We start from the raw sequence: 14,062 nt of genomic DNA on the forward strand, positions 1-14,062 counted from the left end.
TGTCACAGTACTTTATGACATGTGACGCTGAACAAGTCCTCGGGGACAGCCCCGGGATACCGGCCTAGGGGGCTTGGGAGGGCGTCGAAAAGCACAAGCGAAAGGAATCCTCACCATGTCTCAACCACGCGAAGTACGCGCACCGCGCGGAACCGAACTGTCCGCCAAGTCCTGGCAGACCGAAGCGCCCCTGCGCATGCTCATGAATAACCTCGACCCGGAGGTAGCCGAGCGCCCCGAGGATCTCGTGGTCTACGGCGGCACCGGCCGTGCAGCGCGCAGCTGGGAAGCCTTCGATGCCATCGTAGAGTCCCTTAAGGATCTCGAGTCCGACGAGACCCTGCTCGTCCAGTCGGGTAAGCCGGTCGGCATCTGGAAGACCAATGAGTGGGCACCCCGCGTGCTCATCGCAAACTCCAACCTCGTGGGGGACTGGGCCAACTGGGAGCACTTCCGTGAGCTCGAGGACGAGGGCCTCATGATGTACGGCCAAATGACGGCCGGCTCCTGGATCTACATCGCTACCCAGGGCATCCTGCAGGGCACCTTTGAGACCTTCGCGGCCGTAGCGAAGAAGCGTTTTGGCGGCACCCTGGCCGGCACTTTCACCCTGACCGGTGGCTGCGGCGGCATGGGTGGCGCACAGCCGCTGTCTGTCACCCTTAACGGTGGTGCCTGCCTCATCGTGGACGTTGATGAAACCCGCCTAAAGCGCCGCCAGCATAAGCGTTACCTCGATGAGGTTGTCACCGACCTAGATGAAGCACTCAAGCTGGTTCTTGACGCCAAGGAAAACAAGAAGCCGCTATCCGTAGGCCTGGTAGGCAACGCCGCCGAGGTATTCCCGGAGATTCTGCGCCGCCAGCGCGCCGGGGAATTTACCGTCGACATCGTCACCGACCAGACCTCGGCCCACGATCCTTTGTCCTACCTGCCTTCTGAAATCACCGTGGAAGACTGGCACAACGAGGCTAAGGCGGATCCAACCACCTTCACTAAGAAGGCCCGCGAGTCCATGGCTGCTCAGGTCCAGGCTATGGTCGAGTTCCAGGATGAGGGCGCAGAGGTCTTTGACTATGGCAACTCCATTCGTGATGAGGCTCGCAAGGCCGGCTACCAGCGTGCCTTCGAGTTCCCTGGCTTTGTGCCGGCCTACATTCGTCCGCTGTTCTGCGAGGGCCTTGGCCCGTTCCGCTGGGCTGCGCTCTCCGGTGACCCAGAGGACATCAAGGTAACCGACCAAGCCCTCAAGGAGCTCTTCCCAGACAACGAGCACCTGCACAACTGGCTCGACGCAGCAGAGGAGTACGTCGAGTTCGAAGGACTGCCGGCACGTATCTGCTGGCTGGGCTACAACGAGCGCCACAAGGCCGGCCTGCTCTTTAACGACCTGGTGCGCGAGGGCAAGATCAAGGCTCCTATTGTCATCGGCCGCGACCACTTGGACTCCGGTTCCGTGGCTTCTCCGTACCGCGAAACCGAGGCGATGCTCGATGGCACTGACGCGGTAGCAGACTGGCCACTGCTTAACGCCATGACCGCTGTGTCTTCCGGTGCTACCTGGGTGTCCCTTCACCACGGCGGCGGCGTGGGCATGGGCCGTTCCATCCACGCCGGTCAGGTTACCGTTGCAGACGGCACCGAGTTGGCCGCCGCCAAGCTGCGCGCGGTCCTCACCAACGACCCGGGCATGGGCGTTATCCGCCACGTCGATTCCGGATACACTCGCGCGAAGGAAGTAGCTGATGAGCGCGGCGTACGTATTCCGATGGAATTTCGAGCTCGCGACTAGCAGACGGCACCACATACGGGTTGGTCAAACCCAGAAAGGACGCTTTAGATGAGCACCCTGTTTACTGGAATCTCCGAATTACACACGGTTAGTGAAGCCGGAACGCTTGACGACGCCGCCATCGTCGTCACCGATGGTGTGGTTTCGTGGGTGGGGCAGCGGTCTCAAGCGCCGGCCGCTGACGACATCGTGGATTGCGGTGGGCGAGCAGTTTTGCCCGGTTGGGTCGATTCGCATACCCACATGATTTTCGATGGAGACCGCTCCGCCGAATTCGAGGCCCGCATGAGCGGTGGCTCTTATGAAGCAGGCGGCATTGCAGTCACTATGGATGCCACTCGCTCTGCTGGCGAAAGCCGACTCGAGCAGCTTCTGGTCGAGCGCATTGCAGCGGCCCGTCGAGGCGGTACTACGACCGTCGAGACAAAGACTGGGTACGGCCTCAACACCGAATCCGAAGTGCTAGCTGCGCGGGTAGCATCCAAGTACGCAGATGACGTCACTTTTCTCGGCGCGCACCTTGTTCCACCAGGCGCGGATGCTGATGACTATTTGGATGAGGTCGTAGGCCCGATGCTTGACGGCGTCGCAGACTATGCGAATTGGATTGACGTGTTCTGTGAGCGAGGCGCGTTTGATGAGACGCAGTCTCGGCGGGTTCTTGCTGCTGGTAAGGAACGTGGCTTAGGCGTGCGTGTACACGGTAATCAGTTGGGTGAGGGGCCCGGTGTTCAACTCGCGGTTGAGCTGGATGCCGCTTCAGTCGACCACGTTAACTATTTGAGCGATGCCGACATTGAGGCTTTAGCCAACTCCGAGACCGTCGCTACCATGCTTCCTGCCTGCGATCTTTCCACTCGCGAGCCGCTAGCTCCAGGGCGTCGTCTGCTTGATGCAGGCGCCACCGTTGCTATCGCTTCTAATCTGAATCCGGGAACGTCTTATACCTCCTCGATGAATTTTTGTGTTACTACGGCGGTGTTGCAGCAGCGTCTATCTCTAGACGAGGCTGTCCGAGCAGCGACGTTTGGTGGCGCTAAAGCTCTTCGCAGGCACGATGTTGGTGGAGGCCTAGATGCGCAGGGGCGTCCGGCAAAGGGCACGATTGTTGAAGGCGCTGCGGCCGATCTTCATGTGCTCGATGCACCGAGCGCCATTCACCTGGCTTATCGCCCGGGTATGCCCATGACGTGGCGTACGTTTGTCGCAGGAAAACCTGCGTTCTAAAGGCGCTCAGCGATGGCATGTGCCATCGCTGACTGCCCTTCGTGGGTGGGATGCATGGGGTAGGCCCCAGTTTCAGTCCCCGCGAGGTCGACCCAGCGCTCCGCAACGGGGGCGCAGCCGGTGTGCAGTTCGGTGGCCGGTGGCACGATGAACTGCGCGCCGGCGCGGTGGGCTGCTTGCTCGACTTCCAAGTTGATCTGCGAAATCTTTTGCATCAGCCAAAGACGGTCGACGTCGCTGACTTTTTCAATCGCGGGGCAATTGCTTTCGTTATCCGTCGCTGCAAGAAGTGGCATATAGGCGGTCGCGAAAATCTTGGCCTGTGGGGCCTTGCGGTGGATGCCGGCGTAGACGTCGTCTAGCTTGGCAGGCAGTGCCGCCAGGGCTTGGTCGATCTCCCCGCCGTGGAGCTCGGCGCAATTCAGGTCGCTGGTGTTCATGGCGCAGCTTGTCAGCACGCCGAAGCCGGCGTCATTGCCGCCGATGGACAAGGTGATGATGTCGGTCGTGGTGTCCACGGCGGCCAACTGCGGTGGAAGGTCCGCACGTGGCCCCAGGACGTGGTCGGTTAGGGCGCCTTGGCACGTGACGTCGTCAAGCGCGAGCCCCTTCATCTGCTGTAACTGTGACGGATAGTTGTCGCTCGCCCGTGCACACCATCCTGGCCCGGTGTGTGGGGCGCCGCGGGTGCCCATCGAGGCATAAGAGTCGCCCAACGCGACGTAGTGCAGGGCGTCGCTAGTCTGCTCGTCCTTGCCTGTCTCTTCTTTTGCTGTGTCGCAGGCGCCAAGGCTGAGCGCTAGGGCGGTGGTTGCCAGCGCAGCCAGCGTGCTGTGGCGCACGTGGCGCGGAAAGAGACGAGCGGGGATGGTCATGGGCGTGATTGTACGCAAATGCGGGGGAAGGTTGACTATGAAATTGGGCGGGTGTGACCGTTAGGTAATGGGATAGATGGTGTGTTTGTTGGCACCTTTAAAGCGCTTTTAGCTCGATCGATGGCGGTAGGGGGTTTGTATAACGTACTGTGGAGCAAGCAATGAGCATTACCGATAACGCCACCGGCGGCGTGAACGAGCCGGAAGAAATCAATAAGTCGGAATCTCAGGAAATCTCGCAAGGTGACGTTGAAACCACCGGGGCTGCGAATAACCCTGAGGACACCGGCGCTGAAAATACTTCAGCCAACGACAATTCCCAGGGGTTTGCAACTCTCGGCCTGCCTGACGATGTTCAGCACGCCGTTGCGAAGGTCGGCTTTACCCAGCCATCCCCAATCCAGGAACAAACCATCCCGATCCTGATGGAAGGCCGCGACGTCGTGGGCCTCGCCCAGACGGGTACCGGAAAGACCGCAGCTTTCGCGCTGCCGGTTCTATCCCAGGTCGACCCAGAAGTACGCCACCCACAGGCACTGGTTCTCGCCCCAACGCGTGAACTTGCCCTGCAGGTTGCGGACTCTTTCCAGTCCTTTGCTGATCACCTGGGCCGCATCGAGGTGCTGCCAATCTACGGTGGTCAGGCATACGGCATTCAGCTTTCTGGTCTGCGCCGTGGCGCCCAGATCATCGTCGGCACCCCAGGCCGCGTCATCGACCACCTGGAGAAGGGCTCCCTGGATATTTCCCAGCTGCGCTTCCTAGTCCTCGACGAGGCAGATGAGATGCTGAACATGGGCTTCCAGGAAGACGTTGAGCGCATCCTGGAAGACACTCCGGAAGAAAAGCAGGTCGCGCTGTTCTCGGCAACGATGCCGAACTCCATCCGCCGCCTGTCTAAGCAGTACCTCAACGATCCTGCTGAGGTTACTGTTAAGTCTGAGCGCCGCACCAATGACAACATCACGCAGCGCTACCTTTTGACCCCACACCGTCAGAAGATGGATGCCTTCACCCGCATCCTCGAGGTCATCGAGTACGACGCCATCATCGTCTTTTGCCGCACCAAGCATGAGACCGAAGAGGTCGCTGACAATCTGCGCGACGCTGGCTATAACGCGGCTGCCATTAATGGCGACATCGCCCAGCAGCAGCGTGAGCGCACCGTTGACCAGCTCAAGGATGGCCGCTTGGACATCCTCGTGGCTACCGACGTCGCCGCTCGTGGCCTGGACGTTGAGCGCATCACCCACGTGGTCAACTACGACATCCCGAACGACACCGAGTCTTACGTGCACCGCATTGGCCGTACCGGCCGTGCAGGCCGTACCGGTGAGGCGATCCTGTTCGTCACCCCGCGTGAGCGCCGCATGCTGCGCTCCATCGAGCGCGTAACTAACGCCCGCCTCGAGGAAATGGACCTGCCTTCCGCTGACGAGGTCAACGAGAAGCGCAAGGAAAAGTTCCTGGCCAAGATCGGCGAGTCCCTGGGCGAGAAGCAGTTCGAGTTCTTCCGCGACATGGTCCGCGAGTACTCTGCAGCGAACAACGTTGCCATGGATGACATCGCCGCAGCGCTTGCAGTCCAGCTGCAGGGCGGCAAGGACTTCCTGCTCAAGGAGCAGCCAGCGCCGAAGCGCGACCGCCGTGACCGCGACCGTTTTGACCGTGGGGATCGCCGCGACCGTGGTGACCGCGGTGGACGTGGCGGCTTCCGTGATCGTGACCGTGGCCCGCGCCGCCCGGACGGTGACTTTGAGACCTACCGCCTGGACGTCGGCAAGCGCCAGAACGTGCGCCCAGGCGCCATCGTCGGTGCTCTGGCCAACGAGGGTGGCTTGTCCTCCAAGGACTTCGGCCGCATCACCATTGCAGTGGGCCACACCCTGGTTGACCTGCCGAAGAACCTTGACCGCGCAGTGCTGGACCGTCTGAAGGACACACGCATCTCCGGCCAGCTGATTAACATCGCCAAGGACACCGGCCGCCCGCCGCGCCGCGATGGCGATGACCGTGGCGGACGCGGCGGCCGTGGTGGCTACCGCGATGATCGTCGCGGAGGCCGTGGGCGCCGTGACGACCGTGGCGGACGCGGTGGCCGTGGTGGCTACCGTGACCGTGATGACCGTCGCGGCGGTTGGCGCGACTAAGCCAAAAGATATAGAAAGACCGCCCAGTCTGAGTCCTTCCTTTAAGTAGGAGGTTTAGACTGGGCGGTCTTTTTGTTGAATAAGCAGAGAGCTTAAGGATGCACCGCCTGCTTAGACAAACATCAAGATTGCGCAGATCATCCACAGTAGGTTGAAGATGCCGGAGAAAGCAGAAAGCTGCTTCTTCAGACCTTCAGCGTCCATGTCTTCGGCGCCGTCGAGAGCAGCGATGGCCTTCTTCTGCTTCGGCACAATCAGGAAGAACAGCAGGCACCAAGCGATAACTGCCAGCAGGATCGCGATGTGGAACTGGACTGCGGACTTGTAGGCTTCGAGGTCCGTCAGGAAGACAGCGACGCCCAGAACCGGCACGATGGCGGAGACGTAGCCATAAGTGTTGGTGATCTTGTGCAGGATGCGCGCTGCACCGATTGCCACGTGCTCACCATTGGCGGCGCTAAACATCTGACCAGGGAAGGCAGAAGTTGCCACGCAGACTGGGCCGATGAGCAGCACTGCTGCGAGGACGTGCAGAATTACTAGAAGACTAGTCATGGAGGCCTTTCACTTCAGTTTGGGGTTCGCAAGAAGTTTAGTCAGTGGTGAGCTGGAAATCGAACCGACACTGTCTGCGCATTACCCGTACATCCGCAGCTGGAAGGGGCAAATCATATTTGCGTGCCACGGCCGCAAGCCGGCGGGAGTAGTCGCAGCGGTTGGCAGGCGGTAGCCACTCGGAAGGTAGGGAATCGGACTTGTCCTGGTTGAGATCTTTTGCAGTTGCCACCAAGTTGAGCGGGTCATTGGCAAAGGCTGTCTTGCGCTGCCTATCCCAGCGGAAGGCGCCCATGTCCCACGCCGCTGAAAGGGGGAAGACGTGGTCGACCTCAACGGAGGCTGGGTTGTGTTTACCCGAATAAGGATCGTATAGGCCGAAGGCGGTGGCCTGGGCATCTCGTACATTGTCCTTCGTATCGGGTAGCCAGCCGCCGAAGGCTTCGCGTTCGTAGCCGATGATGCGAACTCGCATATCTGCTTTCGCCACGCCCAAGGGCGGGCCCGGCAGGAAGTGGTTTAGGCCCCACAACGCAGTAACCGCGCACAGCCCGGCAAGAAAATAGTGCTTCATAGACTATTTAGACTTGTGCCGTGCTGTGCGCGGTTCCCGGTGGGGAGATATAAGAGTGGCTTAGCCTTGTACCTTCTCTGCTGCTTCCTCGAAGCCCAAGTTTTTGTTGTTTTCAACAAGCTTGGCCAGCTGGGAAGCTTCCTCGAACTCGGTGACGACCTTGGTATCTGGTGCCTTGGTCACTAGGGAGACCACGACGGTGACCACTAGGGAGATGGCAAAGCCTGGGACCAGCTCGTAGAGGGCATCGGAAAGCGCAGACATGCCCCAGCCGACAGCTACGATGGCACCGGTCACCATGCCGGCAATCGCGCCGGTGGAGTTCAGGCGCTTCCAGTACAGGGACAGCAGCACCAGCGGGCCGAATGCGGAACCAAAGCCGGCCCAAGCGAAGCCGACCAAGCCCAGGATGGAATCGGAAGGATTAATCGCCAGGACTGTCGCGATGATGGCAATGGCAACCACAGCCGTACGCGATAGGTTAATGAGAACGTCCTGGGAGGGCTTTTTCTTTGCCACGATCATGAACAGATCCTCGATCAGAGAGGTGGAAACCACGAGCATCTGTGAGGACATGGTGGACATGATGGCGGCCAGAACCGCAGTAAGAACCAGACCTGCGAACAGCGGGTGGAACATGACCTGGGCCATGTCAAGGAAGATGGTTTCGTAGTTTTCCTGATCGGTAATGGCGTGATCAGTGTTGGTGAAGAATACCGTGCCGGCCAGGGCCACGAAGATGGCGCCAATCAGGGAAAGGAACATCCAGCTGACGCCGTAGAAGCGGCCCGCGCGGGCGTCGGCAGGCTTGCGCAGCGCCATGAAGCGCACAATGATGTGCGGCTGACCAAAATACCCCAAGCCCCAGGCTAGGTTGCCGATGATAACTGCTGCGGAAACACCGGAGAAGAGCGAGAAGTACTCAGGGTTTTCAATGACTCCGCCGGAAGCATAAGGATTCTCCGCCGCGAAGCTGAAGATATCGCCAGGATTATCCAAAGTCATGATTGCCATGATCGGAACGATGATGAGCGAGGCGAACATGAGCAAGCCCTGCACGGTATCGGTGTAGGAGACCGCGAGGAAGCCGCCGACGAAGGTGTAGAACACGGTAACGGCCGCAACGATCAGCATGCCGACCAAGTAATCGCCGCCGAAGGTGGACTCGAAATAGCGGCCGCCGGAGACCATGCCGGAAGAGACATAGAAGGTAAAGAAGAAGATGATGATGGCGGCCGAGAGAATGCGCAGCACGCGGGATTTGTCATGCAGGCGGTTCTCAAAGAAGGACGGAACGGTAATCGAGTTACCGGCAATCTCAGAGTAGGAGCGCAGGCGTGGGGCGACCCATTTCCAGTTGGCCCATGCGCCAACCAGCAGGCCGATGGCCATCCATAGCTCCGACATGCCCGTTAAGAACAATGCGCCAGGCAGGCCCATGAGCAGCCAGCCGGACATGTCCGAGGCGCCGGCGGACAGTGCCGCGACGAAGGGGTGGAGTCCACGCCCGCCCAGGACGTAATCGTCGTACTGGTCTGTTTGTTTATAGCTCCAGAAACCGATGGCGGCCATCGCGAGCAGATAGAGAATCATCGCCACGACGTACCAAGTGGAATCTTGCACGGATTTCTCCTCGTTGTTTGAGAGTAGGACCCTCCCACGCTAACGTGACGCGCATTACAACCCAACGAGATTCTGTCCCGTTACCAAAAATATGTGACTCCATACACAGGTAAATCTCATGGTCTATCAGTGGAAACGTAAGAATGTAACGAGATTATAACGATTGCTCTTTCCTGCTATATTCGCTCTTAAAGCTCTCGCCCTGCCCCCAAAAGGTGCGCTGCTAGACTGGCAGCTATGGCTTCTTACCTCCTCCACGGCCTTTGGCTCCCAGTCTCAGGGCTTAGCCTATGGATTGAGCAGGTGGAAGGGCACAAGATCATCATGCCTTCGGCAGTGCCAGAGGGGACTTTCCCCGAGGTGGTGGAGACAATTCTTGCCAAGAAGTCCTTCCGCAACCGCGCCCGAGTCTCTTTGCGCACGCCAAAGGGCAAGGACGTCTCCCTCATGGTCCCCATGGCCATGTTTGCTCCCGAGGAAGCCGTGGCCACCCTGGCCAAGATGGAGTTTTTAGACTCACTAAGCCAAGCGGCAACACCGGAACAAAAAGCCACCATCGCCCCAGATCTTCTGTGGCTGATTCGCGCCTACCGGGGACTTAGCAAGTTCGTGCGCGCCGGGCGCGTGACCATCCGCCTTTCCTATCAGGGCGGCGAGTGGTTCCCCATGTGGCAGCTGACCTCGGGCTTGGGCGAGCGCGGATGGCTCGCCGAGATGCTGGCTGCCGCGCCGGGCATTTTGACCATCAATAACCGCGCGCTTTCTGATGACATGGCAGACGAGCTGACCCACTGGATCGCATTTACACAGTTGCGCTCGCTTGCCGACGCCCCCCGTCCCGCACCGTGGCACGACTTCGCGCAGGCCATGCTCACGACCGCGCCGGTGAAAAAGGGGCGCGCGCAGCTGCTGCGTGCTCTAAACGAGTGGAAAGACTCGATTACCTCTGTCGACCTGCAGCTGGTGTTCATTGTGGAAGAGCCCGGCCACGATGAAGATCCAGAATCCAGCGTCTGGCCCATCCGCGTGCAGGTCCGTTCCGGCACCGACGCCCCGCGCCCCATCATCGAGGAGCAGCTGGACAGAGGCAGCGTGGTCAAGCTGCGCGACTCGCAGCGCAAGGCACTTAGCCTGGCGCCGCGCCTGCGCGAGTCTTCGGCCGTTCCGGACTATGACGCCGGCGATTGGGATGTATTCTTGGGCACCGATCAGCTGGTGGAGTTCGTTTCCAAGGACGTCGCCCAGCTCAAGGCAGCCGGCTTTACCGTGCTGCTGCCTAAGGCATGGGCGCACATGGAAACCAAAGCCAAACTGGAAACCCGCGAGGTGCGTGACCCTGCCGAAGGATCCACCAAGGCCCACCTCGGCATGGACAAGCTGGTGGAATATGATTGGCATCTTTCCGTAGACGATATTGAGCTCACCGAGGAAGAGATGCGCCAGCTGGTGGCGTCCAAGTCCGGCCTGATTCGCCTCCGCGGCGAGTGGGTGACCGCCGATACCCAGGCGTTGTCCAAGATTTCCGAGTACATGGACAAGCTGGCGGAAACCGCCAAGAAGCGTAAGAAGAAGGAACTCGAGCGGCTTAGCGCCGCCGCCGAGCGCGCTCGGAAGCTAGAACAGCCGGGCTGGCAGGAACTTGTCGCGGACGTCGAAAAGCGCTTGCAAGAATTCAACGAGGGCGAAACCTCCCAGGTCTCCGTGGCGGAGCTGCGCGAGTTGGCCCTGCAATCCATGGCCGAGGAGCCAGTGGAATTTACCGGCTCGACGTGGCATACCTCTCTGCTCGGCGGCATGGATTCTCCCGCGCCCGCGCGCATCGAGTTGCCCGATACCGTCCAGGCGGAGCTGCGCGAGTATCAGCGCCGCGGCGTGGATTGGCTCTACTGGATGTCCCGCAACAACATTGGAGCAGTGCTCGCCGACGACATGGGCTTGGGCAAAACCCTCCAGCTGCTTACGCTGCTTGCCATCGAGCGCCAAGAAAACCCGGAGCTCAAGCCAACCATTGTCGTGGCGCCTACTTCCGTAGTGGGCAACTGGGCGCGCGAGGCCGCGAAGTTCGTGCCGAGCCTCAAAGTCCTGGTGCAGCACGGCTCGGATCGCCTCAAGGATGAAGCACTCATCAAAGCCGCGGAGAAGGCAGACCTCGTCATCACCTCCTACGGAACAGTCGGCCGTGACTTCCTTACCTTGGGCAAGGTGGAATGGGACCGCGTGGTGCTCGATGAGGCACAGGCGATTAAGAATGCCGCGACGCGTTCCTCGAAGGCGGTGCGCTCGCTGCCTTCGCGCCACCGTATCGCGTTGACCGGCACGCCGGTGGAAAACCGTTTGTCGGAGATGCGCTCCATCCTGGATTTCTGCAATCCCGGCGTTCTGGGCAGCGCGTCCTTCTTCCGTAATCATTTTGCCAAGGCCATCGAGCGTGAAAACGACGAGACCATGGCCGAGCGCCTGCGCCAGCTGACAGCGCCGTTTATCCTGCGCCGTCTCAAGACGGATCCGAACATCATCGATGACCTGCCAGAGAAATCGGAGCAGATCATCACCGTGGCGATGACGGCCGAGCAGGCGGCGTTGTACAAGGCGCTTGTTGACGACGTGCAAAAGGCCTTGGAGGTACGTGAGGGCATGTCGCGCCGCGGCCTGGTGTTGGCCTCGCTGACTCGCATCAAGCAGATCTGCAACCATCCGGCACACTATCTGGGCGATGGCTCCGCCATCACCATTAAGGGAAAGCACCGCTCGGGCAAGGTCGAAGAGCTGATGCGGATTGTGGACCAAGCTGTAGAAAGCGAAGAACGCATCCTCATCTTTACCCAGTACAAGGCCTTCGGCGACCTTTTGCAGCCTTATCTCACCCAGCAGCTGGGCAGGGACATCCCGTTCCTGCACGGTGGGGTGACAAAGAACCGTCGTGACCGAATGGTGGAGGAATTCCAGGCGCCGGACGGGCCGCCGGCGATGATCCTCTCGCTCAAGGCAGGCGGCACGGGCCTGAACCTGACCGCGGCGTCGATTGTCGTGCACATGGATCGCTGGTGGAATCCCGCCGTGGAAAACCAGGCGACCGACCGTGCCTTCCGCATTGGTCAGCAACGCAACGTGCAGGTCTACAAGATGATTACTGCGGGCACGCTCGAGGAATCCATCCAGGACATTTTGGACGGCAAGACGCACCTGGCCGGCGCCGTGGTAGGCGAGGGCGAAGGCTGGCTAACCGAGCTGGATCCGGAGCAGTTGGCACAGCTGATGAGCTACAGGGAGGCTGACTAATGGCGCAGCATACTAAGTCTGAGGAACACGACAACGTCATCTATGCCAACTTCGGCGCGCGCAAACGCGTGAGCACGCCGGAGGAGGCCGGCCGCGTCTCTCGCGTGCGCAGCATGGCTCCTGCGGCAACGCGCATCGTCTCCTTCGTGAACAAGGAGGCCGATTCCGGGCGCATTACCCGTGGACGCCAGTACGCCAACGGCGGTCATGTGGTGGGCCTGGACGTGCGCAACGGCGCAGTACACGGCAAGGTTGCCGGTTCCCAGAACGAGCCTTTCACCGTGTTGTTGCAGGTGCCGTATCGCACCAACGATGACGTGGCGGAGCTGAGCCAAATGTTTGCCCGCACGCCGAACTCGATCGCGAACGCACGCGACGGCCTGCTCAGTGAGGAAGCGCTCGACATTCTCATTGCGCAAGACCCAGCCGATATGCGGTTTTCATGCACCTGCCCGGACCCCGAGTACGTGTGCAAGCACGTGGTTGCCGTGGCCGACCGGCTGGCGGCGCGCATGGATGCCGATCCCTCGGTAATCTTTGCCCTGCGTGGCTTGGACTTTGCGCGCCTCGAGCAGGCTGTGATGGAGCAGGCGAAAAATGTCTCCCAGGACAGTTTTTCCGGTAGCAGCCTCAGCCCCGAAGAGCGCAACGAGCTGTTTTGGGAAGGCCGGCAGTTGCCCGATATGCCGCGCCCGAAAGTGGCACCGGCAGTCGATGACTCTGACCCAGATCTGCTGCGTAAGGCCATGCGCGCCGTCAGCCATACGAACATAGATTTGCTTCGCGCGGTCTCTGATGTCGAGGACCTTTACTATCATCTGACTCACCAATAGGCATAAGGGCTTAGTACCTGCTGCCGGAGACTTCAAAAGGGGAGAGTTTCATCCATGGTGACCTTCATCCATACCTCGGACTTTCAGTTAGGCATGACCCGCTGGTTCCTCGAGGGCGAGGCCCAGGTGCGCTTCAACGATGACCGTGAGGCGGCCGTTGTCAGGCTCGGCGAATTAGCCGCGGAAACCGGTGCGGAATTCATCGTGGTGGCAGGTGACGTATTTGAGCATAATTCGCTCAGCAAGGCCACCTTGGGGCGCGCCAAGGAGGCCTTTCGTAATCTGCCGGTGCCTGTTTATCTGTTGCCCGGCAACCACGATCCGCTCGTGGCGGATTCCATCCTGCGCAAGCCTTTTGCGGACAACGTCCACGTCATCGCGGATTCCACCCCGATTGAGGTGCGCGAAGGAGTAGAGATTGTCGGCGCCCCGTATCTCTCCAAGCGCGCAAACTATGACCTCGTGCAGGCAGCGCTCGCCCCGCTCGAGCCTTACGACGGCGTGCGCATCGCCGTGGGCCACGGGCAAGTGGAAGCACGCGAGTCTGAGGCTGACGTTATTGACTTAAAGTTTGTTGAAAACCAGATTTCTGAGGGCGTCATCGACTACCTGGCTCTGGGAGATACTCACTCCACGCAGGCCTTGGGGCAATCGGGGCGCGTCTGGTTCTCCGGCAGCCCGGAGACCACCGCTTTTGATGACCGCGAGCGCGATTCCGGCAATGCACTGGTCGTGGTAATCGACAATGGGCAGGTTGAGGTCACCCCGCACCACATCGGCCGCTGGGCTTTTCGCGCGGTGGCGGCAGACGTCAACTCCGACGAGGATGTCGAGCGCTTCCTCACTGTTCTCGATGACATGCCGAATAAGTCCCGTACCGCAGTGAAGTATGGCTTGCGCGGCACGGTGGGGTTGGGCGCCCAAGCGCGTTTGGAGCAAGGCTTGGCCGAGCTCGAGCCGGTCTTCGCCTCGCTGCGCCCGCGTGAGCGAACCATGGACTTGCACCTTGCTCCCGATGAGGAGGAACTTGCCAGTCTTGAGCTTTCCGGCTTCGCCGCTGATGCCTTGGCGGAGTTGGTGGAAAACCTGGAGGACCCTGTAGCCCGCGACGCAGCCAACCTGTTGTTCCGTCTCAGCGTGAAGGAGGCTTAAAG

Annotated in this window: 10 protein-coding genes; 6 read left to right on the forward strand and 4 right to left on the reverse strand. The window is 60.3% G+C overall.

Annotated elements, in window-relative coordinates; all coding sequences use genetic code 11:
* Positions 1-115: 115 nt before the first annotated feature.
* Together hutU and hutI are read left to right on the forward strand one after the other, a co-directional pair.
* Positions 116-1,792: a urocanate hydratase gene (hutU, locus tag HMPREF2935_RS09085; RefSeq protein ID WP_070518667.1), complete on the forward strand. Its 1,677-nt coding sequence runs from the start codon at positions 116-118 to the stop codon at positions 1,790-1,792.
* 48 nt (positions 1,793-1,840) lie between these two features.
* Positions 1,841-3,019, forward strand: a complete 1,179-nt coding sequence (gene hutI / locus HMPREF2935_RS09090; RefSeq protein WP_061921860.1) for an imidazolonepropionase — start codon at positions 1,841-1,843, stop codon at positions 3,017-3,019.
* On the opposite strand, the gene HMPREF2935_RS09095 is transcribed toward hutI, so the two are convergent.
* On the reverse strand, positions 3,016-3,894 hold the full coding sequence (locus tag HMPREF2935_RS09095) for an SGNH/GDSL hydrolase family protein (RefSeq protein ID WP_070732877.1): 879 nt from the start codon (positions 3,892-3,894) through the stop codon (positions 3,016-3,018). The two genes, hutI and HMPREF2935_RS09095, sit on opposite strands and share 4 nt — an antisense overlap.
* A gap of 161 nt (positions 3,895-4,055) precedes the next feature.
* Here HMPREF2935_RS09095 and HMPREF2935_RS09100 point away from each other — a divergent pair, with 161 nt between their 5' ends.
* Positions 4,056-6,044 carry a DEAD/DEAH box helicase gene (locus tag HMPREF2935_RS09100; protein WP_062041211.1) on the forward strand — a complete coding sequence of 663 codons (1,989 nt, stop codon included), beginning with the start codon at positions 4,056-4,058 and terminating at the stop codon, positions 6,042-6,044.
* Positions 6,045-6,155: 111 nt separating this feature from the next.
* Here HMPREF2935_RS09100 and HMPREF2935_RS09105 read toward each other — a convergent pair whose 3' ends face one another.
* Genes HMPREF2935_RS09105 through putP form a run of 3 tightly spaced genes read right to left on the reverse strand, consistent with a single transcriptional unit; the run spans position 6,156 to position 8,796 of the window.
* Positions 6,156-6,599 carry a hypothetical protein gene (locus tag HMPREF2935_RS09105; protein WP_062041209.1) on the reverse strand — a complete coding sequence of 148 codons (444 nt, stop codon included), beginning with the start codon at positions 6,597-6,599 and terminating at the stop codon, positions 6,156-6,158.
* 37 nt (positions 6,600-6,636) lie between these two features.
* The gene (locus tag HMPREF2935_RS09110) at positions 6,637-7,173 is read right to left on the reverse strand and encodes an HNH endonuclease family protein (RefSeq protein ID WP_070498295.1); all 537 of its coding nucleotides are present in this window, start codon (positions 7,171-7,173) and stop codon (positions 6,637-6,639) included.
* A 60-nt stretch (positions 7,174-7,233) separates the two neighbouring features.
* A complete protein-coding gene (gene putP, locus HMPREF2935_RS09115) occupies positions 7,234-8,796 on the reverse strand; it encodes a sodium/proline symporter PutP (RefSeq protein ID WP_070732879.1) in 1,563 nt (520 codons plus the stop codon).
* A gap of 237 nt (positions 8,797-9,033) precedes the next feature.
* Here putP and HMPREF2935_RS09120 point away from each other — a divergent pair, with 237 nt between their 5' ends.
* Genes HMPREF2935_RS09120 through HMPREF2935_RS09130 form a run of 3 tightly spaced genes read left to right on the forward strand, consistent with a single transcriptional unit; the run spans position 9,034 to position 14,060 of the window.
* Positions 9,034-12,075: a DEAD/DEAH box helicase gene (locus HMPREF2935_RS09120; protein ID WP_070732882.1), complete on the forward strand. Its 3,042-nt coding sequence runs from the start codon at positions 9,034-9,036 to the stop codon at positions 12,073-12,075.
* A complete protein-coding gene (locus HMPREF2935_RS09125; RefSeq protein WP_061925914.1) occupies positions 12,075-12,908 on the forward strand; it encodes an SWIM zinc finger family protein in 834 nt (277 codons plus the stop codon). The genes HMPREF2935_RS09120 and HMPREF2935_RS09125 overlap by 1 nt, the downstream gene beginning before the upstream one ends.
* Before the next feature lie 54 nt (positions 12,909-12,962).
* The gene (locus tag HMPREF2935_RS09130) at positions 12,963-14,060 is read left to right on the forward strand and encodes a metallophosphoesterase family protein (protein WP_062041200.1); all 1,098 of its coding nucleotides are present in this window, start codon (positions 12,963-12,965) and stop codon (positions 14,058-14,060) included.
* Positions 14,061-14,062: the final 2 nt, after the last annotated feature.

It is taken from the genome of Corynebacterium sp. HMSC076D02, assembly GCF_001813815.1.
GTDB lineage: Bacteria > Actinomycetota > Actinomycetes > Mycobacteriales > Mycobacteriaceae > Corynebacterium > Corynebacterium simulans.

Excerpts from the sequence above, each read along its gene's own strand:
- HMPREF2935_RS09130 (WP_062041200.1), top strand. The coding sequence starts at position 12,963 with ATGGTGACCTTCATCCATACCTCGGACTTTCAGTTAGGCATGACCCGC.
- hutU (WP_070518667.1), top strand. The coding sequence starts at position 116 with ATGTCTCAACCACGCGAAGTACGCGCACCGCGCGGAACCGAACTGTCC.
- hutI (WP_061921860.1), top strand. The coding sequence starts at position 1,841 with ATGAGCACCCTGTTTACTGGAATCTCCGAATTACACACGGTTAGTGAA.
- HMPREF2935_RS09105 (WP_062041209.1), bottom strand. The coding sequence starts at position 6,599 with ATGACTAGTCTTCTAGTAATTCTGCACGTCCTCGCAGCAGTGCTGCTC.
- HMPREF2935_RS09120 (WP_070732882.1), top strand. The coding sequence starts at position 9,034 with ATGGCTTCTTACCTCCTCCACGGCCTTTGGCTCCCAGTCTCAGGGCTT.
- HMPREF2935_RS09125 (WP_061925914.1), top strand. The coding sequence starts at position 12,075 with ATGGCGCAGCATACTAAGTCTGAGGAACACGACAACGTCATCTATGCC.
- HMPREF2935_RS09095 (WP_070732877.1), bottom strand. The coding sequence starts at position 3,894 with ATGACCATCCCCGCTCGTCTCTTTCCGCGCCACGTGCGCCACAGCACG.
- HMPREF2935_RS09110 (WP_070498295.1), bottom strand. The coding sequence starts at position 7,173 with ATGAAGCACTATTTTCTTGCCGGGCTGTGCGCGGTTACTGCGTTGTGG.
- HMPREF2935_RS09100 (WP_062041211.1), top strand. The coding sequence starts at position 4,056 with ATGAGCATTACCGATAACGCCACCGGCGGCGTGAACGAGCCGGAAGAA.